Origin of the sequence: Streptomyces sp. NBC_00464, assembly GCF_036013915.1 — a bacterium.
Taxonomy (GTDB): Bacteria; Actinomycetota; Actinomycetes; order Streptomycetales; family Streptomycetaceae; genus Streptomyces.
On record NZ_CP107899.1, the window covers coordinates 8,036,195 to 8,056,049 of the forward strand.

Annotated in this window: 16 protein-coding genes and 1 pseudogene; 7 read left to right on the top strand and 10 right to left on the bottom strand. The window is 69.4% G+C overall.

Annotated elements, in window-relative coordinates:
- Positions 1-41: 41 nt before the first annotated feature.
- The 3 genes from OG912_RS35990 to OG912_RS36000 form a co-directional block, all read right to left on the bottom strand.
- Positions 42-965: a carbohydrate ABC transporter permease gene (locus OG912_RS35990; RefSeq protein WP_327713003.1), complete on the bottom strand. Its 924-nt coding sequence runs from the start codon at positions 963-965 to the stop codon at positions 42-44.
- On the bottom strand, positions 952-1,794 hold the full coding sequence (locus tag OG912_RS35995; RefSeq protein ID WP_327713004.1) for a carbohydrate ABC transporter permease: 843 nt from the start codon (positions 1,792-1,794) through the stop codon (positions 952-954). Before OG912_RS35995 ends, OG912_RS35990 begins: the two co-directional genes overlap by 14 nt.
- 138 nt (positions 1,795-1,932) lie before the next feature.
- Positions 1,933-3,201 carry an ABC transporter substrate-binding protein gene (locus OG912_RS36000; RefSeq protein WP_327713005.1) on the bottom strand — a complete coding sequence of 423 codons (1,269 nt, stop codon included), beginning with the start codon at positions 3,199-3,201 and terminating at the stop codon, positions 1,933-1,935.
- Between the two features lie 225 nt (positions 3,202-3,426).
- On the opposite strand from OG912_RS36000, the gene OG912_RS36005 reads away from it, so the two are divergent.
- Entirely contained in the window at positions 3,427-4,509 is a 1,083-nt protein-coding gene (locus OG912_RS36005) for a LacI family DNA-binding transcriptional regulator (protein WP_327713006.1), read from the top strand.
- A gap of 180 nt (positions 4,510-4,689) precedes the next feature.
- On the opposite strand, the gene OG912_RS36010 is transcribed toward OG912_RS36005, so the two are convergent.
- The gene (locus OG912_RS36010) at positions 4,690-6,036 is read right to left on the bottom strand and encodes an endo-1,4-beta-xylanase (RefSeq protein WP_327713629.1); all 1,347 of its coding nucleotides are present in this window, start codon (positions 6,034-6,036) and stop codon (positions 4,690-4,692) included.
- Between the two features lie 643 nt (positions 6,037-6,679).
- On the opposite strand from OG912_RS36010, the gene OG912_RS36015 reads away from it, so the two are divergent.
- Positions 6,680-7,117: a VOC family protein gene (locus OG912_RS36015; RefSeq protein ID WP_327713007.1), complete on the top strand. Its 438-nt coding sequence runs from the start codon at positions 6,680-6,682 to the stop codon at positions 7,115-7,117.
- Positions 7,118-7,233: 116 nt separating this feature from the next.
- Here the strand turns inward: OG912_RS36015 and OG912_RS36020 are convergent, their stop codons facing one another.
- Together OG912_RS36020 and OG912_RS36025 are read right to left on the bottom strand one after the other, a co-directional pair.
- The gene (locus tag OG912_RS36020) at positions 7,234-7,932 is read right to left on the bottom strand and encodes a response regulator transcription factor (protein ID WP_327713008.1); all 699 of its coding nucleotides are present in this window, start codon (positions 7,930-7,932) and stop codon (positions 7,234-7,236) included.
- A complete protein-coding gene (locus OG912_RS36025; protein ID WP_327713630.1) occupies positions 7,929-9,239 on the bottom strand; it encodes a sensor histidine kinase in 1,311 nt (436 codons plus the stop codon). Before OG912_RS36025 ends, OG912_RS36020 begins: the two co-directional genes overlap by 4 nt.
- Positions 9,240-9,455: 216 nt before the next feature.
- Here OG912_RS36025 and OG912_RS36030 point away from each other — a divergent pair, with 216 nt between their 5' ends.
- Both OG912_RS36030 and OG912_RS36035 read left to right on the top strand, forming a co-directional pair.
- Complete coding sequence (locus tag OG912_RS36030) at positions 9,456-10,178, top strand: ABC transporter ATP-binding protein (RefSeq protein ID WP_327713009.1); 723 nt, start codon at positions 9,456-9,458, stop codon at positions 10,176-10,178.
- Positions 10,175-12,523, top strand: a complete 2,349-nt coding sequence (locus OG912_RS36035; protein ID WP_327713010.1) for an ABC transporter permease — start codon at positions 10,175-10,177, stop codon at positions 12,521-12,523. The genes OG912_RS36030 and OG912_RS36035 overlap by 4 nt, the downstream gene beginning before the upstream one ends.
- Before the next feature lie 45 nt (positions 12,524-12,568).
- Here the strand turns inward: OG912_RS36035 and OG912_RS36040 are convergent, their stop codons facing one another.
- Positions 12,569-12,979: a winged helix-turn-helix transcriptional regulator gene (locus tag OG912_RS36040; protein ID WP_327713011.1), complete on the bottom strand. Its 411-nt coding sequence runs from the start codon at positions 12,977-12,979 to the stop codon at positions 12,569-12,571.
- A 100-nt stretch (positions 12,980-13,079) separates the two neighbouring features.
- Between OG912_RS36040 and OG912_RS36045 the strand changes: the two genes are divergently transcribed.
- Entirely contained in the window at positions 13,080-13,937 is an 858-nt protein-coding gene (locus OG912_RS36045; RefSeq protein WP_327713012.1) for an alpha/beta fold hydrolase, read from the top strand.
- A 36-nt stretch (positions 13,938-13,973) separates the two neighbouring features.
- On the opposite strand, the gene OG912_RS36050 is transcribed toward OG912_RS36045, so the two are convergent.
- Both OG912_RS36050 and OG912_RS36055 read right to left on the bottom strand, forming a co-directional pair.
- Positions 13,974-14,393: a hypothetical protein gene (locus tag OG912_RS36050; RefSeq protein ID WP_327713013.1), complete on the bottom strand. Its 420-nt coding sequence runs from the start codon at positions 14,391-14,393 to the stop codon at positions 13,974-13,976.
- A 138-nt stretch (positions 14,394-14,531) separates the two neighbouring features.
- Positions 14,532-16,382: a serine hydrolase gene (locus OG912_RS36055; protein WP_327713014.1), complete on the bottom strand. Its 1,851-nt coding sequence runs from the start codon at positions 16,380-16,382 to the stop codon at positions 14,532-14,534.
- Between the two features lie 206 nt (positions 16,383-16,588).
- Here OG912_RS36055 and OG912_RS36060 point away from each other — a divergent pair, with 206 nt between their 5' ends.
- Positions 16,589-17,698 (top strand): NAD(P)H-dependent flavin oxidoreductase, encoded by a 1,110-nt coding sequence (locus OG912_RS36060; protein WP_327713015.1) that lies wholly within the window; start codon positions 16,589-16,591, stop codon positions 17,696-17,698.
- Complete coding sequence (locus tag OG912_RS36065; RefSeq protein WP_327713016.1) at positions 17,695-19,236, top strand: acyl-CoA synthetase; 1,542 nt, start codon at positions 17,695-17,697, stop codon at positions 19,234-19,236. Before OG912_RS36060 ends, OG912_RS36065 begins: the two co-directional genes overlap by 4 nt.
- Positions 19,237-19,531: 295 nt before the next feature.
- Here the strand turns inward: OG912_RS36065 and OG912_RS36070 are convergent.
- Positions 19,532-19,792, bottom strand: a pseudogene (locus OG912_RS36070) (penicillin acylase family protein); the annotation flags it as partial.
- Between the last annotated feature and the right edge of the window lie 63 nt (positions 19,793-19,855).

Sequence of the window (19,855 nt, forward strand, 5' to 3'; positions counted from 1 at the left end):
GGTAACCCTTTCGATAACCGGCCGTTGAGGACCGGGACCGGTCACTTGAGACCGGCGGTTGCGAAGCCCTGCACGAAGTAGCGCTGGCCGATCAGGAAGAGCACGACCATGGGCAGGGTGGCGAGCGTGGTGCCCGCCATCAGGAAGTGCCACTGGGGACCGTTCTCCGTCCTGAAGACGGAGAGCCCCACCTGGATGACCCGCAGACTGTCCGTCCGGGTCACCAGCAGCGGCCAGAGGAAGTTGTTCCAGGAGGACTCGAAGGTCAGCAGCGCCACCGTGATGATGGCCGGCTTGACCTGCGGCGTCATGATCCGGGCGTAGATCCGGAACTCGCCCAGACCGTCCAGCCGGGCGGCCTCCTCCAGCTCCACCGGCAGGTCCAGATAGAACTGCCGGAAGAGGAAGACCGCGAACGGGGTGACCGCGCCGGGCACGATGAGCGCCCACCAGGTGTCGAGCCAGCCGCTGCCGCCCTGACCGAACAGGTCGTTCCCGCCGGCCAGCGGCATGAACCGGACGATCAGGAACTCGGGCAGCACCTTCGTGTACGTCGGGATCATCAGCGCCGCGATGAAGAGGTAGAAGATGACCTCGCTGCCCCGGAACCTGATCCTGGCCAGCGAATACCCGGCCATCGAGGCGATCACCAGGTTGAGCACGGTGTGACTGATCGCGATGATGAAGCTGTTGCGGGCGTACGTGGCGAAGGGAGCGGCCTTCAGCGCCTCGGTGTAGTTGCTGAAGTCCCAGTGCTCCGGCAGCAGTCCGGCGTCCTGCGACGCGATCTCGACCGGCGTCTTGAGCGAGGTCAGCACCATCCAGACGAACGGCACCACCATCAGCAGCGACACGGCGGACAGCGTCACATAGAGCGCGATCCGCCCGAAAGTGACCGGCTTCCGCTTGGCCGTTGGCCGGGGCGGGCGAGCGACGCCGGGCTTGTGCAGCTCAGTTGTGGCCACGGGTACCTCCCATGATCCGCCGGTTGACCAGGGTGAAGCCCATCAGCAGGACGAACAGCACCAGGGACTGGGCGCAGGCGTAGCCGACGCGGAACTCCCGGAAGGCGGACTTGTAGATCTCGTACGTCATCATCGTGGTGCTGTTGGCCGGCCCGCCCTCGGTGAGGATGTAGATCTGGTCGAACGACTGGAACGCGGTGATCATCGAGGTGATGAGCACGAAGAACGTCGCGGGCTTCAGCAGCGGCAGCGTGATGGAGAAGAACTGCCGGGCCTTGGACGCGCCGTCCACCGAGGCAGCTTCGTACAGCTCCTTCGGCAGGGACTGGAGCGCGGCCAGGTAGATGAGCATCTTCATGCCGATGCCCTGCCAGATGCCGACCAGGATCACCGAGGGCAACGCCCAGGTGGTCGACGAGAGCCAGGCCGGGCCGTCGATCCCGACGAACGAGAGAAGGGCGTTGAGCAGCCCGTTGCTCGGGTTGTAGATCCACAGCCAGACCAGGGCGATCGCCACCGTGGCGGTGACCTGCGGCAGGAAGATCGCGGTACGGAAGATGCCGCGCGCCTTCAGGCCCGTGTGCAGGGCGAGTGCCACCAGCAGCCCCAGCATCATGCCGAACGGCACGGTGAAGAAGGTGTAGACGACGGTGTTGACGATGGACTTGCGGAACACCGCGTCGTCCATCATCTCCTTGAAGTTGTCCAGCCCCACGAACTGCGGCGGCGTCAGCACGTCGTACTTCGTGAAGGCCAGGACGACCGAGGCGACGACCGGCAGGCCGATCCAGAGCGCCGCGTGCAGCAGGGCGGGGGCCACCATCAGCATGCCGGCCCGTTGCCGGCGGCGCCCCGGACCCGTCGGGGTCCTGCCGGCCCGCCGCGTGGCGGGCCGGGTCTTCTCAGGCGGGGAAGGCGGCCGCGCGGGCCGTGCCTTCAGTACGGATACAGCTCCCACAGTGGCGCCTCACATCCGGCCGATGGCGGCTTCGGCGAGACGGCCGAGTTCCGCGATGGCGTCCTTCGCGGACTGGTCGCCCACGATCGCGGGCTCCAGCGTCGGCTTGATCTTCTCGCGGATCTCCATCCAGGCCGGGGTGCCGCCCTCCGAGCAGGCGGCGCTCATGTTCTGGAGGGAGAGGTCGACGAACTTGTTCTCCTTCACATAGCCGGATTCGTTGAGGTCCTTGAGCCCCGGCACCGAGCCGCGCTGCTTGGCGGCGCCCAGAATCGACTCCGGGGTCGCGAGATACTGGACCAGCGCACGGGCGGCGGCCGGGTGCTTGGAGCTGGCCGACTGGGTGACGAGGGTGCCGCCCTGGAGCATCGCCGGCTTGCGGTTGGCCAGCACGAACGCACCGAGCTTGTCGTCCTTCAACAGCTCGGGGTTCTGCAGGCGGACCTGCTCCCACAGGGCGCTGCTCGTCATCATCATCGACGCCTTGCCCGTCTGGACGTTCGCCGGTTCACCGAGTGCCGTCTTCTTGGCGTAGCTGGCGGAGCCGTCCTTGATGAGGTCCTTGAAGAACTGCAGAGCCTCGACACCCCGGTTGTCGGTGAAGAGAACCTTCTTGCCGTCCGCGCTGAACAGCTGACCGCCGTTGGCGAACAGGAAGGTCTCCCAGCACTGGCGCAGATCGATGGAGAACGGGTCGAAACCGATCCGCCCGTCCTTCGTCAGCTGCTTGGCCACGGCCCGCAGCTCGGCCCAGTTGGCGGGCGTCTTCTTGATGCCCGCCTCGGCGAAGTGGTCCTTGCGGTAGACGACGATGCGGGTGTCCAGGACCACCGGCAGCGCGTACAGCTTGCCGTCGTAGCGCGACGGCTCCAGCACCCGCTTCTCGTAGTCGTGCGCGGTGGCGAACTTCTCCGGCAGTGGGGCGATCGCCTTCTTGGCGGCGAACGGCGGGATCCAGCCGACCCCCATCATCAACACGTCGGGCAGCAGACCGCCGGCCATGCCCGTGGTGATCTTCTCGTTGAGCTGCGCGTACGTGGTGTAGTCCACGTTCACCTTGACGTCCGGATACTTCTTCCGGAAGCCGCCGAGGATCTCCTTCTCCAACAGCGTCTTGCCGTTGGCGTTCTCGTAGATCGGGGTGAGCAGCGTGATCTCGCCTTCGGCGGGACCATCGGCGGAGCCTGCGGCCGTGGAGCCGGTGCCGCAGCCGCTGAGCGCGGCCGCAGCGGTACCGGCACCGATGGCAGCGAGCAGCGACCGTCGTTTGAGTTCCATGGGGCACCCCTTTTGAGGTGGAGGCAGTGGATCGATCCAGCGATGGCATCCCGGCCATGGCTGGGAAGCGCTGGTAAATCGATGCACTGAGACTAAGAACGCTCCAAGAGGTGCGTCAACAGCTGATGCACAACAATTTTCGGGAAAGTTAACGGGTGTACCGGTGAAGAGAGTTCAGTAAATCGGTACACTAGTGTGGCGAACACATTCCGAACCGGAGGTGGCATGAGCGGGGTAACGATCCATCAGGTCGCGGAGGCTGCGGGGGTCTCCGCGAGCACCGTGTCGAACGTCCTCAACGGACGTACGGACCGTATGCAGGCGGCGACCCTGGCTCGCGTCGAGCAGGTGATAGAACAGCTCAGCTACCGGCCCAACCGCGCCGCGCGCATGCTGCGCACCGGCCGGATCAAGGTCATCGGCCTGATCGTGCCGTCCGTCGCCAACCCCTTCTGGGGGGCGCTCGCCCGGGAGCTGGAGGCCATCGCGCTGGCCGAGGGGTATCACGTACTGCTCTGCAACAGCGAGCGCGATCCGGCCCGCGAGCTCAAGTACGGCGAGGAGCTGCTGGCCGACGGGGTGAGCGGTGTGGTGCTCTGCTCCTCGCTGCCCTCGCTCGACCATGTGGCGCCGCTGCTCAGCCGTGGTCTGAAGATGGTGGCCTTCGACCGCACCGCCCAGGCCGGCGATCCGCCGTCCCTGGCTTCCATCAGCGTCGACAACGCGATGGGCGCCGAGCTCGCCACCCGTCATCTGCTCGAACTGGGCCACCGTCGGCTGGCGTTCGTCTCGGGCTCGGTCAACAGCGTCAACCGCCGTGAGCGGTTGCGCGGCTTCCGCGCCGCCCTGGAGTCGGCGGGCCTGGACCCGGCCGACGCGATCGTGTGGCCCGGCGCCGACACCGCCGAGTTCGGCGACAAGGACGCCGCCGAGCTGGGGCGCAGGGCCGCCCGTGAACTCCTCTGCGGGCCGCGCCCGCCCACCGCCTTCGTCGCCATCAACGACATGTGCGCCATCGGGATCTGCCGAGGCGCGAAGGATGCCGGCCGCAACGCCGGGCAGGACGTCTCGGTGGTCGGGTTCGACGACATCCTGCTCGCCGACCTCTTCGAGCCGCCGCTGACCACGGTCCGCCAGCCGCTGCCGGAGATGGCCGCCGAGACGTTTCAGCAACTGCGGTCGCGCATCGATTCGGCGCCGGTCGCAGGGCGTTCGCTCCTGATCAGGCCGAGACTGGTGGTCCGGGAGTCGACGGCGCCCGCACCTGCCGAGGTGGCGGCGCCGGGTGAGGTGCTTGCGCACCGGTGAGCCGCGGGTGCGCGCCGGTGCTGTCCGCCGGCCGGCGCCGGAACGACACGTGAACACCGCCCCGGCGCTGTCCGTCGGCCGGCGCAAGGCCGACGCGAGGACACCGCCCCGGAGGCAGTGCCCTCGCGCCGTCGGCAGCCGGATGTCAGCGCGCGTCGCCGCGCGGCACCCGCCCGTGGTTCAGGAGGCGGTGCAGGCGCCGATGGAGGGCGCCGAGGTGTTGCCGTTGGTCATGACGGTGAACCCGAAGGACGTCGAGGCCCCGGCGGCCAGGCTGCCGTTGCCATGGGGCTTCATGGTCATCACATTGCCGCTGCTGTCCCAGGACGGGGTGCCGTTCCAGGTGGTGGTGATCTTCTGGGGCGACGTCACCGTCACCGGAACCGTCCAGGTGCTGATCGCCGCACTCCCCGCCGTGACCGTCACCTGCCCGTTGAAGCGGTCGCCCCAGGTGTTCGTCCTGGTGTACGTGACCGTGCACGAGCCGGTTCCGCCGCCGTTGTCCCCGCCACCGTCACTGGTGCCGCCCAGTGCCGCGAGTACGGCGGTGTACGCCGGCTTCTTGCCGTAGTTGTCGTCGAACAGCAGCGGAGTGCCACTGCTGCGCCACGAGTACTTGTCCGGGATGCCCCACACGGTGATTCCGGCGCACCGCGACACGGCCAGGCAGGCGTTCACGACCTTGGTGTAACTCGCGGCCTGCGCCGATCCCGAGCCCTCGATGTCCAGCTCGGTGATCTGCACGTCGACCCCGAGATCGGCGAAGCGCTGCAGATTGGCCTGGTAGTCCGAGGGGACGGGGGAGTTGCTGTTGAAGTGTGACTGGAAGCCGACGCAGTCGATCGGCACACCGCGCTGCTTGAAGTCCTTCACCATGGCGTAGACCGCGTTGCTCTTCGCGTTCTGGCCGTCGGTGTTGTAGTCGTTGTAACAGAGCTTGGCCCCGGAGTCGGCGGCCCGGGCGGTACGGAAGGCCTCCTCGATGAAGCCGTTGCCGAGCTTGTCCTGGAAGGGCGAGCTGCGCCTGGCCCCGCTGCTGCCGTCCTGGTAGGCCTCGTTGACGACGTCCCAGGCGTAGATCTTGCCCTTGTAGTGCGCCATCACCTGGTTGATGTGGTTGTTCATCGCCGAACGCAGGTCGTCGGCGCCGAGACCGCCGACCCAGCCGGGCAGCTGGGAGTGCCACACGAGGGTGTGCCCGCGGAGTTTCATGCCCTTGCCCTGGGCGTGGCTGACGATCTGGTCCGCGGAGGCGAAGTTGAAGCTGTTGCGGGAGCCCTCGACGGCATCCCACTTCATCTCGTTCTCCGGGGTCACCATGGTGAACTCGGTGTCCAGGGTGGAGGCGTACGCAGATTCGCCCAGGTGGTTGGCCGCGACGGCGGTACCGAAGTACCGGCCCTTTGCGGCGGCGGACGCCCCGAGCGTCGTGGCGGCCTCGGCGCTGCCGGCGAGCGAGAGGACTCCTGCCGCGGCGAGCAGGGCGGCCGTGGTGAGCACGCCGGTCCTTCGGGCCCGTGAGCGCAGCTGCGGACGTGCGGTCTTGCCGCCGTGCGGTGAATTGACGATCACTTTCCAACACCTTCTTCCGGTCGCCGGGCGGGCTTGAGCGGGCCGCCCGGACGGGTGGGGGGAACTGTGCGCAGAGCGGTTCGTCCGCCACGGGTGCGCCGGGCAACAGCGGTTCCGTGGCGAGAAGTTGATCGGTGTTGCAGGGGAGCGAGGGAGAGTATGCGCGCGCCTGAACGACTCGTCAACGCTGCATTTCCGAAATATTTCGGTGAAGTTAACTCCCTGGCTTGCGTGATGTATGGCTGTGACCTGCTGTTATGTGACCTGATCCCCATTCAATCGACATGACGGATAGGGCACATGGGTGCATTCGCCTCTGAGGGTTACGAAAGGATTCCGAATGTCTTGTGAGGCGGTCGCGTGGACGGCCGTCGCAGGTGCAGAGAGCCATTTGGGAGCGCCTCGTCTGACCTGGGGTGTTTATGGTCGCTTCAGCGAATCGGACGTCGGCCGAATCGAAATTGACCAAGTGTGGGAGCGAAATATTTCGGCATCAAAAGAATCTTGAACGCAACCCCGGAGATAGCCGTTTCCTCCCATGGCACGATCGGTTCGCCGCGGCCGGTGGAAGTGCCGGCTGCTCTGGTTGGAGGGATCCATGGGAACGCGGTGGAGTCTGACGATCGACTGCGCGCACCCCGCGCAACTGGCGGAGTTCTGGGCGCTCGCCCTGGGTTACGCGCAGAAGCCGCCGCCGAAGGGCTTCGGCAGCTGGGAGGAGTGGTTCGCGCACTACGACGTCCCGGAGGAGGAGTGGGACGACGGCGCCTACCTGTCGGACCCGGACGGCGAGGGGCCCGCACTGTCCTTCATGAAGGTGCCCGAGTCGAAGGCGGGGAAGAACCGACTGCATCTGGATGTGCAGGCCGGCGGCGGCCGCGAGGTGCCGTGGGAGGTGCGGTGGCCGCGCGTGCTGGAGGCTCTGGGGCGGCTGACTGCCGCGGGGGCAACGGTCATCCAGGAGTACGAGGCCCAGGGCCGGCCCGATCACTTGATGATGGCGGACCCGGAGGGCAACGAGTTCTGCCTGTTGTGACGGCCTGTGCGCCGGAGTCCCGTGTCCCCGAAGGTACGGCGAAGCGACAGGCAGCCCTCCGGGCCGGACCGCGTCGCAGGCCGGCATCCCGGTGCCGGCTGATTCCCGGCTCCGGCCTACGTCAGCTCAGTGGACTGCGGGGCGGCCTCGTGTCCGCCGGCGCTGACCAGCCCCGTCTCGTAGGCGGCGATGACGGCCTGGACACGATCACGGAGCCCGAGTTTGGCAAGGATGCGGGCGACGTGGGTCTTGACGGTCGTCTCGGCGAGGTGGAGACGGGTGGCGAGTTCGGCGTTGCTCAGTCCTCTGGCCAGGAGGCCGAAGACCTCCAGTTCGCGAGGGGTGAGCGAGGCGAGGTCACGGTGCAGGGTGACGGACTCGCCGCCGCGCCGGGCGAACCGCTGAACGAGGCGGCGGGTGATGGCCGGCGCCAGGAGGGCGTCGCCGGTACGGACCGTGCGGACGGCGACGGTCAGGTGCTCGGGGGTGACGTCCTTGAGGAGGAAGCCGCTGGCGCCGGCGGACAGTGCCGCGTAGACGTACCGGTCGAGGTCGAACGTGGTCAGGATGATGACGCGAGGTTCGCCGGGAGCGCCGGTGAGGATGCGGCGGGTGGCCTCCAGCCCGTCCATCTCGGGCATCCGGATGTCCATCAGGACCACGTCGGGCCGGGTACGTCGGACCGCTTCGACGGCCTCGGCTCCGTTGGCCGCCTCGGCGACGACGTCCATGCCGTCGGCGCCGAGGATCATCCGGAATCCGGTACGGACCAGTGTCTGGTCGTCGGCCAGGAGCACGCGCAGCGGCTCGGTCACAGCGCCTCCAGTGGGATCAGGGCTTCGATACGGTAACCGCCGGTCAGGCGTCGCCCGGTGGTCAGGGTTCCGTCGTGGACGGCGAGGCGCTCGCGCAGCCCGATCAGGCCCCGGCCGTTCCCGGCGGGCGCGCCCGCGCCCGGGTGCCCACCGGTGTCGGCGACTTCCACCCGGAGCCGGTCCGGGCCGTATTCGACGGTGACGGCGGCCGTGGCGCCGGACGCATGTTTCACGGTGTTGGTCAGGGCTTCCTGGACCACGCGGTAGGCGGCGAGTTCGAGGCCGGGCGGGAGGGGGCGGGGTGGGCCGGTCACGGTCAGATCGACGGGCAGTCCGGTGTCCCGGACCCGTCCGACCAGCGATTCCAGCTGGTCCAGGCCGGGTTGTGGGGCCAGCTCCGCCACCGTGTCGGCCAGGTCCGCGCCTCCGTTCGCCCCTTCGCTCTCGTCTGCCATCGTCAGCAGTCCCATGACATGGCGCAGCTCGGTCATGGCAGCCCGCCCGCCCGCCTCGACGGCAAGCAGCGCCTCGCCGGCCTGCTCGGGGGAGGTATTCATGATCTTCCGGGCGGCGCCCGCCTGGATGATCATCACGCTGACGTTGTGTGTGACGACGTCGTGCAGTTCGCGGGCGATCCGAGCCCGCTCGTGCTCGACTGCCCGGCGCAGTGCCTCGGCCTGTTCGCGTTGCAGCGCGGAGAGCCGGGTGCGGCCCTCACTGGTTCGGATTTTCCAGGTGCGCAGGCCGATGGCGGCCACGGCCATCGGAACAAGGATCAGCAGGGCGATGTACTCGTTGGGGACGATCGGTGTGACCGAGTTCCCCGAGGTGCCGACCAGGACGACGGACACCGGCAGCGCCGCCAGGGTCGCCACCCGGCGCGGGCTGTACACGGCGGCGCTGTAGACGGCGATGACGAATGCGTAGAAGGTCAGCCGCAGGACGCTCTGCGGTGTCGCCAGTGTCGCGGCCGTCACGACGCACAGCACGGCGAGCGGGTAGCGGCGGCGCAATGCCAGCGCGCCCGAGGCGATGGCCGCGAGGGCAACCATGAAGGCCAGGCCGTCGGTGCCGGACGGGCGGGCCATGACGTACTCCACGCCGGGGGCGACCTCACGCACCACGATGTTGCCGGCGTTGTCGATGCCGTAATAGACGGTGACGATGGCGAGGGCCAGTGCCACCAGCACGTCGAACTGCCAGGCGCGCCGGGTGGGTCGCAGCGGCGGACCATTCGGAATCCTGGCGTCGCCGATCATCCGGCGAGCGGATTCCCGAATCCGCTCCAGCGTCGTATGTACGTCCATCACCGGTTCATTGTCACCGCCGCGCGGGCCCGCGGGCGTCCGTTCCGGTGGCCATTTCCACGGCACCGGATACATCACCCGCCTACATCGCAGGGATGACGTTTCCGACGCTCATCCCAACGCGGTACCGCAATGGGCTCGGCCGGGCGATGCGGGCGTGCCGGGCCCGCTCCTAGCGTTCACGCAGCCAACTGCCCGTACCCAAGGAGCCTCTTCATGACCACACCGGTGATCGAACTGCGCGGGGTGAGCCGCCGATACGACGACGGCCCACCCGCTCTGCACGAGGTGTCGCTGACCGTGCAGCCCGGCGAGGCGGTCGCGATCCTCGGCCCTTCCGGCAGCGGCAAGTCCACATTGCTCAATCTCGTCGCGGGACTGGACCGGCCCGACACCGGGACCGTGATCGTGGACGCGGTGAGGGTGGATCAGCTGGGCGAGACCGGTTCGGCGCTGTACCGGCGGTCGAGGATCGGCATGGTCTTCCAGTTCTTCAACCTGCTCGACGATCTGACCGTCACCGACAACGTCGCCCTGCCCGCCCGCCTCGCGGGTATGGCGCGTGGCGAGGCAGCACGCCGGACGGTGGAACTCCTGGAACTGCTGGGAATCGACCGGCACGCCCGCGCCTACCCGGGGCGGCTGTCCGGCGGGGAGCGGCAGCGCGTCGCGGTGGCCCGGGCGTTGATGAACCGGCCCACGCTGCTCCTGGCCGACGAGCCGACCGGGGCCCTGGACACAGCCGCCGGGCAGGACGTCAGCAGGCTGCTCACCGGCCTCAACGCCGAGGGCCAGACCGTCGTCGTGGTCACCCACGACCTCGCTCTCGCCCGGTCCTGCACGAACCGCACGATCCGGATCGCCGACGGCCGTATCACCGAGGACGTCCGGACCCGGTCCGTCGCCTCGGCAGCCGTTGACGCGCAGGCCGCCCGGTGAGCGCGCTCGGCAAGGTGGTGCGCTCGGGGGTGGGACGACGGCGGGTGCAGACACTGGTGATCGGGCTCGCCACGATGATGGCGGTGGCCGCCTCCGTCCTTGCCGGATCACTGCTTGTGGTGTCCGGCGCGCCCTTCGACGAGGCCTTCGCCAAGCAGCACGGCGCGCATCTGTCCGTGCAGTTCGACGCGGGCAGGGTGAGTGCCGGACAACTGTCGACGTCCGAGCACGCCGAAGGAGTGAGCAGTGCGGCCGGGCCGTTCCGTACGGCAACGGTCATCCCGAAGTCGGACGGGGCCGACCCCGGGTGGCCGATGACCGTGACCGGCCGGGGCGGTCCCGGCCGGGACGTGGATGCGGTGGCGCTGCTCGACGGGCGCTGGCCCACGCGCTCCGGGGAGATCGTGCTGTCCGCCAACTCCTGGCTCTTCCCGACGATGGGCCGGAAGCTCACCTTCCCCGCCCTGTCCGGCGGTCCGGCCCTGACGGTGGTCGGCGTGGCCCGCTCGGTCACACAGACCGCGGACGCCTGGGTGGTTCCCTCCCAGATGCCGGCGCTCACCGCGCCCGGCAGCGGTGGCTACCAGATGCTCTACCGCTTCACCGACGCGGGCAATGCCGCGCAGATCACCGCGGGCGCCAAGGCCGTGACGGGCTCCCTGCCGCCGGGAGCGGCCGTCGGCGAACAGTCATGGCTCACCGTCAAGAAGACCGCCGAGCGCGACACCGCCCTCTACGTTCCGTTCCTCATCGCGTTCGGCGTCCTGGGCCTGGTCATGTCGGTGCTCATCGTCGGCAACGTCGTCGCATCGGCGGTCGGAACGGGAACCCGCCGCATCGGCATCCTCAAGGCTGTCGGCTTCACCCCGGCCCAGGTCGTTCGGGCCTACGTGGGGCAGGCGCTGATCCCGGCCGCCGTCGGCACGGTCCTCGGTGTCCTCGCCGGCCATCTGCTCGCCGTCCCCGTACTGGCCGAGACCGAGGAGGTCTACGGTACCTCGTCCCTGACCGTCGCCCCCTGGGTCGACCTGGCGGTGATCGCCGGGGTGCTCGGTCTGGTGGCGGCGACAGCGTGGGCGAGTGCCGGGCGGGCCGGCCGGCTGCGTACGGTCGACGCACTCGCCGTCGGGCGCAATGCTTCGGCGGGGCGCGGCCGGTGGGCTGTCCGTCCGGCCGGTCGGCTGCCGTTGCCGCGGCCGGTGTCGCTGGGCCTGGCCCGGCCCTTCGCGCGGCCCGCCCGTGCACTGGCCATGGGAACGGCGATCCTGTTCGGTGCCATCGCCGTCACCTTCACCGTGGGGATGAGCGCCTCGCTCGGCCAGGTGATGAAGGCCAAGGCCCACGACGCCGCCGATGTCGTCGTGCCCGCGCCCTTGCCGGACTTCGGCCCCCAGGGTCCCGGCCCGGCGAAGCGGCCGAAGGCCGATCCCGCCGCAGTCGCCACGGCCATCGGGGCCGCCGCCGGAACCGGGAAGCACTACAGCGCAGCGACGGTGCGGGCGACCGTGTCCGGCCTGACCGGCACCATCGACGTGATCGCCTTCACCGGCGACGCCTCCTGGGGCGGCTACACGATGGTCTCGGGCCGCTGGATCGACCAGCCCGGCGAGGCCGTGGTCCCGACACCCTTCCTGGCCGCAACCGGCACCCGTATCGGCGACACCGTCACCCTGAACGGCCTGGCCGAGGCGGTCCATGTCCGGATCGTGGGCGAGGTTCTCGACCCCCGCAACGACGGCATGCAGGTCTTCACCGACGCCAGGACCCTCACGGCCGCGCATCCCGACCTGACGGAATCGAGCCATCACATCGCGGTCGCGTCAGGAACCGACGTCCCCGCGTACGTCGACGCGCTGAACAAGGACCTGGCACCGCTTGGGGCAGTCGCTCGGGCCGGTGGCCTCGACGCCGGCGGCGACATGGTCGTCACCCTCAACGCGCTGTCCGCGATCCTCACTCTGATGCTCGTCGCCGTGGCCGCCCTCGGCGTGCTCAACGGCGTGCTGCTCGACACCCGCGAGCGCATCCGGGAACTCGGTGTCCACAAGGCGCTCGGCATGACCCCCCGCCAGACCATTGCCATGGTCCTCACCTCGGTCGTCGCGACCGGACTGGCCGCGGGCGCCCTGGGCGTGCCGCTCGGCGTAGCCCTGCACGGCTGGGTCATGCCCGCGATGGGCGACAGCGTGGGGCTCCGTCTGCCCGATCCCGTCCTCGCCGTCTACCACGGGGCTCAGCTGTTCCCGCTCGTACTCGGCGGCCTGTTCATCGCCATCCTGGGTGCGCTCCTGCCCGCCGGCTGGGCGGCCAGGGCCCGGACGGCCACCGCTCTGCGCACCGAATAGGAGGCCGGGTCACCACCATCGGCGTCGAGCGCGGAGCCGGACCGGCTATGACTCGTCGGCCTCCTGGCCGATGGCCTCGTTGGCGCGGTCGATCTCGACCATGTGTTCCTCCGCCCAGGTACGCAGACCCGCAAGCACGCCTTCCAGAGACAGCCCGAGTCCGGTGAGCCGGTAGAAGACCCGCGGCGGCACGGTCGGTTCGACCCGGCGCGACACCAGCCCGTCGCGGGTCAGGCTTCGCAGCGTCACGGACAGCATCTTCTGCGAGACACCGGGCATCCGGCGTCTCAGCTCCGCGAAGCGCACCTCGTCCGGTGCGGCGTCGGCGAGCGTCTTGACGGCCATGGACGTCCACTTCGTGCCCAGTCGGTCCAGCAACTGCCGCGTGGGGCACTGGGGATCGAACAGATCGCCGCGTACCCCGCGACCGGCGGCCCGGGGCCCTGAGGTGGTCACCCGTGGCTCACCACCTTCCCTGAAAGTGCCGTCTGGGCGGCGGCCGGACGGTTACCTATCGTTCTGTAGTCACCAATGGTAACCGCCCCCAGGAGTCGTCATGCCCGTCACCACCGCACCTCAACTGCACCGCATCGCGACGAACGGCGTCCAGCTCAACGTCGCAATCGCCGGGGACGGACCTGCGGTTCTCCTGCTGCACGGCTTCCCGCACACCTGGCAGCTCTGGAGCGGCATCATGGGCCGACTTGCCGGGCAGTACCGAGTCATCGCCCCTGACCTGCGAGGCTTCGGCGCCAGTGAACGTGCCGTCGATGGCTACGACGCGGGCACCCTCGCCGCCGACGCCGAGGGGCTGCTCGACGCACTCGGTGAGACCTCGGCAGCAGTGGTCGGCATCGACGCGGGCACAGCCCCCGCCGCCCTCCTCGCGCTGCGCCGACCCGGCCTCGTCCGGCGCCTGGTCGTGATGGAGGCGCTGCTCGGCCGCCTCCCCGGAGCAGAGCACGTCTTCGCGGGCGCCGCCCCGTGGTGGTTCGGCTTCCACGACGTTCCCGGCCTCGCCGAGACCGTCCTGGCCGGCAACGAGGCCCCGTACATCGACTGGTTCCTCGACTCGGGCACGCTCGGGCGAGGCGTACCCGACGACATCCGTGCGGCCTTCGTCCGCGCGTACACCGGGAGCGAGGCGTTGCGCTGCGCGTTCTCCTACTACCGGGCGTTGCCCACCAGCGCGCAGCAGATCCAGGATGCCGTAGCGACGGCTCGGCTGACCATGCCCACCATGGCCGTCGGCTCCCACCCCGTCGGCACCGGGCTCGAACGTCAGCTCCGTGCCGTCGCCGACGACCTGGTCGGACACCACCTCCAGGACTGCGGCCACATCATCCCCCTCGACCGCCCCGACGCGTTGATCGCGCTCCTTGAACCCTTCCTCTCCGCCGATCTGCCGAAGTGAGCGGAGTGGTGCCGAAGGAAGGTGGCCGACGGCTGATCAGGATGCGGGACAGAGCGTCTTGCGCAGCCCGTGGTTGAGGTGGCCTCCGTCGTCATCGGTCAGCTTGATGCCGTCGTAGGAGAACCGCTGTGCGGCACCGCGGTCCGGGTTCGTCGCGCCGCCGTCAAGGGCCGCGCACTGGTCGCGGGCCGCGTCGATGGCTTTGTCCTCGTCGTGGGTGAGGTTGCCGTTGACGTCATGGATGGCCTGGAGAGCGGCGGATCTTGCCGCACCCGTGGGCTCGGGTGGCAGGCCGCCCTTCTTGGCGGCGTCGCTGTTGTCTGCTGCACGCGACGTCTCGGGTGCGGTGCTTCGGGTGGCGTCGGCCTTGCTGTCGCTGCCCTTGTCGCCGCTGCAGCCGGCGATGCTGACGGCGAGTACTGCGGCGATGGCCGCCGTCGTGGTGCGGATGCGCATGATCCCCCCTGGTGTGACACGAGTAGGGACATGGTGAGGCCGGCGGGGCGGCCGGGCCGCGGCGGTGACAGAGCTGTGACCAGCTCCGTACGCGTTGGTGCAATGGCCCGGCCGCCCGGCCCCTTTGTGGGGCTCCGGTCAGTTCGCCGAAGGGGTCCAGCCGTTCGCCTCGATGCGCCGGGCGTCGGCCGGTCTGGCCTCGTCGAAGACCGTACGGCCGCCGTCCTTGATCCTGATGGCGTCCACGTACGCCCCGCGGCCTACGTACAGCTGATCCGTGGCATACCGCCAGCGCAGCCGCACCTCCTTGCCACGCCACTGCGCAAGGTCCGCATCGAGCCGGTGCCAGACCCGGCCCGACCAGCCGGACACCGAGCCCGCCGGATGCGTCGCGGGCTGCTCCTGCCCCTTCTGCGAGGCCGGACCGGTGGTGAACGGGACCGGCTGCCACGTGGTCCCGGCGTCCGCCGAGGCCTCCAGGAAGAGGAAGTCGGAGCCGGGCTCGGTGTCCCACCACAGTGCGCAGCTCAGCCGGGCCCGCGAGGACGCGAGGGTGAGCGGCGGGAGCGCCAGGGTGGCGGACGAGGCGCTTGCCAGACCGGAGAACCATGCCGTACGGCCCCGGGCCGGCCGGACCGCGACAGCCCGGGCCATCTGGTTGGCGGTGGCGACACGGGGGGCGCTGCCGGAGCGCCAGCTGCGCACCGGGTGCACCGAGTTGCCCAGCACGATCAGGAACGAGTCCGTGCTCGGGTCGAGGACCAGGCTCGTGCCGGTGAACCCGGTGTGGCCCGCCGTGCGCGGGGTGGCCATCGCGCCCATGTACCAGTGCTGGTAGAGCTCGAAGCCGAGGCCGTGCGCGTCACCCGGGAACGCGGTGTTGAAGTCGGTGAACAGCAGGTCGACCGACGCGGCCGAGAGGATTCGCGCGCGGCCGTAGACCCCGCCGTTGAGCAGGGTACGGGCGAGGATCGCCAGGTCCCAGGCGCAGGAGAAGACCCCGGCGTGGCCCGCGACACCGTCCAGGCTGTACGCGTTCTCGTCGTGCACCTCGCCCCAGACCAGTCCGCGCTCCAGCCCGGACCAGGGGAGCCGGGCGTCCTCGGTTGCGGCGATCTTCGGCTTCCAGGAGGCCGGCGGGTTGTACCGGGTGCGCTGCATCCCGAGCGGAGCGGTGATCTGCTCGCGGAGCAGTACGTCCTGGGCGCGGCCGGTGATCTTCTCCAGTACCAGCTGGAGCGAGATCAGATTGAGGTCCGAGTAGAGGTACGCAGTGCCGGGCGGGCTCGCCGGCACCTCGTTCCAGAGCAGATCCAGCTTCCCCTCCCGGGTGGGCGCCTTGTAGAGCGGGATCCAGGCCCGGAACCCCGAGGTATGTGTGAGCAGCTGACGGATCGTGATGTCCTGCTTGCCGCCGCCGGCGAAGTCGGGGAGATACGAGGCGACAGTCGCCTCCAGCTCCAGTGTGCCGCGCTCGATCTGTTGCACGGCCAGGATCGAGGTGAACAGCTTGGAGACCGATGCCAGGTCGAAGACGGTGTCCTCGGCCATGGGGATCTGCTGGTCCGCAGGGAACTCCACGCCGGTGTCGGTCTTCTCGTCGTACGCCGCATAGCGCACCGCCTTGCCGATCGGCCGGTGCAGGGCGACTGTCCCGCCCCGCCCCGCGAGCAGTACGGCGCCCGCGTACCAAGGGTGCTTGGGCGAGTCGGCAAGGTATCTCTCCGCCTCGGTGACCAGTCGGTCGAGCGGCTCCTGCAACAGTCCCGCGCGGGCGGCCGGTCCACGCCGCAGCGTCGGCCTGTTGCGGCCGGAAGGCGTCCCTGCCGCGGCTCCTGTACCCATGTCCGACGACCCCGCCCCCGACTCCGTGGCAGACGCCGCTTCCGCGAACGGAATGGGCGCCAGGGCGAGTGCTCCGCCCAGGGCCAGCATCCCACCGCCCAGCCTCCGCCGGCTGATGCCCGCGCCCGCCGTGTCCTCGGTCATCCGGAACCCCTTCCACGTGCCTGAAAGTGTGTCTGAAAGCGTGCCTGAAAGTAATTTTCGAAATATCTTCCGAGTGTGAAACTTCCTGCCGAAGCAGAGGGTACTGTCCCCCTTCGCCGTCCCGTAGGCCCCGGAGTCACAAAGAATCTGACACTGCATCAGAAAAGCTCTTCCCTCGTCCGTCGGACTGCGGCATCCTGCCGCCCATGGAGACGGAGCTGAGTCAAAAACTGGGGATCGAGCACGCCATCTTCGGCTTCACGCCGTTCCCGGCGGTGGCCGCGGCCATCACCCGGGCCGGAGGATTCGGCGTACTCGGCGCGGTCCGCTACACCGCCCCCGACGACCTCGCACGCGACCTCGACTGGATGCAGGAACACACGGACGGCAAGCCCTATGGCCTCGACGTCGTCATGCCCGCCAAGAAGGTGGAGGGTGTGAGCGAGGCCGATGTGGAGGCGATGATCCCGCCCGGCCACCGGCAGTTCGTCCAGGAGACCCTCGCCAAACACGGCGTCCCCGAACTCGCCGAGGGCGAGGCCTCGGGCTGGCGCATCACGGGCTGGATGGAGCAAGTCGCCCGCAACCAGCTCGACGTGGCGTTCGGCTATCCCATCAAGCTCCTCGCCAACGCGCTGGGCTCACCCCCCGCCGATGTCATCGCCCGCGCCCACGAGCAGGACGTCCTCGTCGCCGCCCTCGCCGGAAGCGCCCGGCACGCCCGCCACCACGCGGACGCGGGCATCGACGTCGTCGTCGCCCAGGGATACGAGGCAGGGGGCCACACCGGGGAGATCGCCTCCATGGTGCTGGTCCCGGACGTCGTCGACGCCGTCGGCCCGCTGCCCGTCCTTGCCGCGGGCGGCATCGGCAGCGGCGAACAGATCGCGGCCGGGCTCGCGCTGGGCGCCCAGGGCGTCTGGCTCGGTTCCCTCTGGCTCACCACCGAGGAGGCCGACATGCACTCCCGGGCGCTGACCGCCAAACTCCTTGCCGCGGGTTCCGGCGACACCGTCCGCTCGCGTGCGCTCACCGGCAAACCCGCACGCCAGCTACGTACCGAGTGGACCGACGCCTGGGACGACCCGTCGGGACCCGGCACCCTGCCCATGCCACTCCAGGGACTCCTGGTCGCCGAGGCCGTCTCCCGTATCCAGAAGTACGAGACGGGCGCCCTGCTCGGCACGCCCGTCGGCCAGATCGTCGGCCGGATGAACACCGAACGCAGCGTGCAGGCCGTCTTCGACGACCTGACCAGCGGCTTCGAGCGGGCCATCGACCGGATCAACCGCATCGCCGGACGGAGCGCCTCATGAACCAGCCGCCCAACGGCTTCTGGGCCCAGGCCACCGCCGACCCCGACCGCATGGTCCTCGTCGCACCCGACGGCGAGAACTGGACGGCGGGACGGCTGCACGCCGAGGCCAACCGCATGGTCCACGGACTGCGCGCGGCGGGTCTCGAAGAGGGCGATGCCTTCGCCGTCGTGCTGCCCAACGGCGTCGAGTTCCTCACCGCCTACCTCGCCGCCTCACAGGCCGGGTTCTACCTCGTCCCCGTCAACCACCACCTCGTCGGGCCGGAGATCGCCTGGATCGTCTCCGACTCCGGCGCCAAGGTGCTCATCGCGCACGAACGCTTCACCGAGGCCGCGACGGCCGCCGCCGACGAGGCGAAGCTGCCGGCGAGCCATCGCTACGGGGTCGGCGCGGTCGACGGCTTCCGCCCGTACGCCGAACTGCTGGAGAACCGGCCGGTCTCGCCCCCCGAGGGGCGCACGCTCGGCTGGGTCATGAACTACACCTCCGGCACCACCGGCCGTCCGCGCGGTATCCGCCGGCCGCTGCCCGGAAAGCTTCCCGAGGAGAGCTACCTCGGCGGCTTCCTCGGCATCTTCGGCATCAAACCCTTCGACGGCAACGTCCACCTGGTCTGCTCGCCGCTATACCACACCGCCGTGCTGCAGTTCGCGGGCGCAGCCCTGCATATCGGCCACCCCCTCGTCCTGATGGACAAGTGGTCGCCCGAGGAGATGCTGCGGGCGATGGACACCCACCGCTGCACCCACACGCACATGGTCCCGACCCAGTTCCACCGCCTCCTCGCCCTCCCCGACGAGGTGAAACAGGCGTACGACGTGACGGCGATGCGGCATGCCATCCATGGCGCGGCCCCCTGTCCCGACCACGTCAAACGGGCCATGATCGACTGGTGGGGCCGGTGCGTCGAGGAGTACTACGCGGCCAGCGAGGGGGGCGGCGCCTTCGCCACCGCCGACGACTGGCTCAAGAAGCCGGGAACCGTCGGCCGCGCCTGGCCGATCAGCGAGCTCGCGGTCTTCGACGACGACGGAAACCGGCTCGCGCCGGGCGAACTCGGCACCGTCTACATGAAGATGAGCACCGGCGGCTTCAGCTACCACAAGGACGAGGGCAAGACGAGGAAGAACCGTATCGGCGACTTCTTCACCGTCGGTGACCTCGGCGTCCTGGACGAGGACGGCTATCTCTTCCTCCGCGACCGCAAGATCGACATGATCATCTCCGGCGGGGTGAACATCTATCCCGCCGAGATCGAGAGCGCTCTGCTCACCCATCCCGCGGTCGCCGACGCCGCCGTCTTCGGCATCCCGCACGCCGACTGGGGCGAGGAGGTCAGGGCCGTCGTCGAAGCCGCCGAGGGACACGAGGCGGGCGACGAACTCGCCGCCGAGATCCTCGGACACTGCGCCGGACTGCTCGCCGGTTACAAGCGCCCCAAGACCCTCGGCTTCATCGAGACGATGCCCCGCGACCCCAACGGCAAGCTGTACAAACGACGGTTGCGCGAACCGTACTGGGAGGGGCACAGCTGAGGGGTGAACCGGCCATTCGGGTGGCCTCGCGGCAGCCGTGCACCAGGCCGGCCCCTGGACCGCAGCGGTCCAGGGGCCGGGCGGAGCCCGGCAGGAGCTACCGGCGCGTCCCACACGCCCTCGGTCTTGTTCCAGATACCCAGAGCCTCCCTACCGCCGCCGATGGGATACGCCGCTCGCCCCGCAGCACCGACTGGTGCTCGCCCGGCGGCGCGTCCGGCGCGATGCCCGCACCCCTCAGCTCGGCCACCGCGTCGGCGAGAGCCGCCAGGACGCGTGGCGCCGAGGTGTTGAGCAGCGTGACGAACCCGTCGGCGAGCGTGCACACCAGGTCGGCGGCCTGAGCCCAGCCGTTGCCGAAGCCCGGATTCGCGTAGTCCTTCGCCACGATGTGCGGAATGCCGTACTCGGTGTAGCGGATCACGGCGGAGAGCCCGCCGCCCGACGGATGGTGGGTACGGGGGCTGAGCGCCGAGGCGGGCGGCAGTGACGCCGACACGGTGAACAGCGCGAGACCGGGTACGGCGAGAATCCTCAGACGGTTCCGGAGGGGCAACGGTCCTCCCAACTCTGCGGGAGCGAAAGACGGTTACTCAGCAGTTCGAGAAGTCATGGGCAA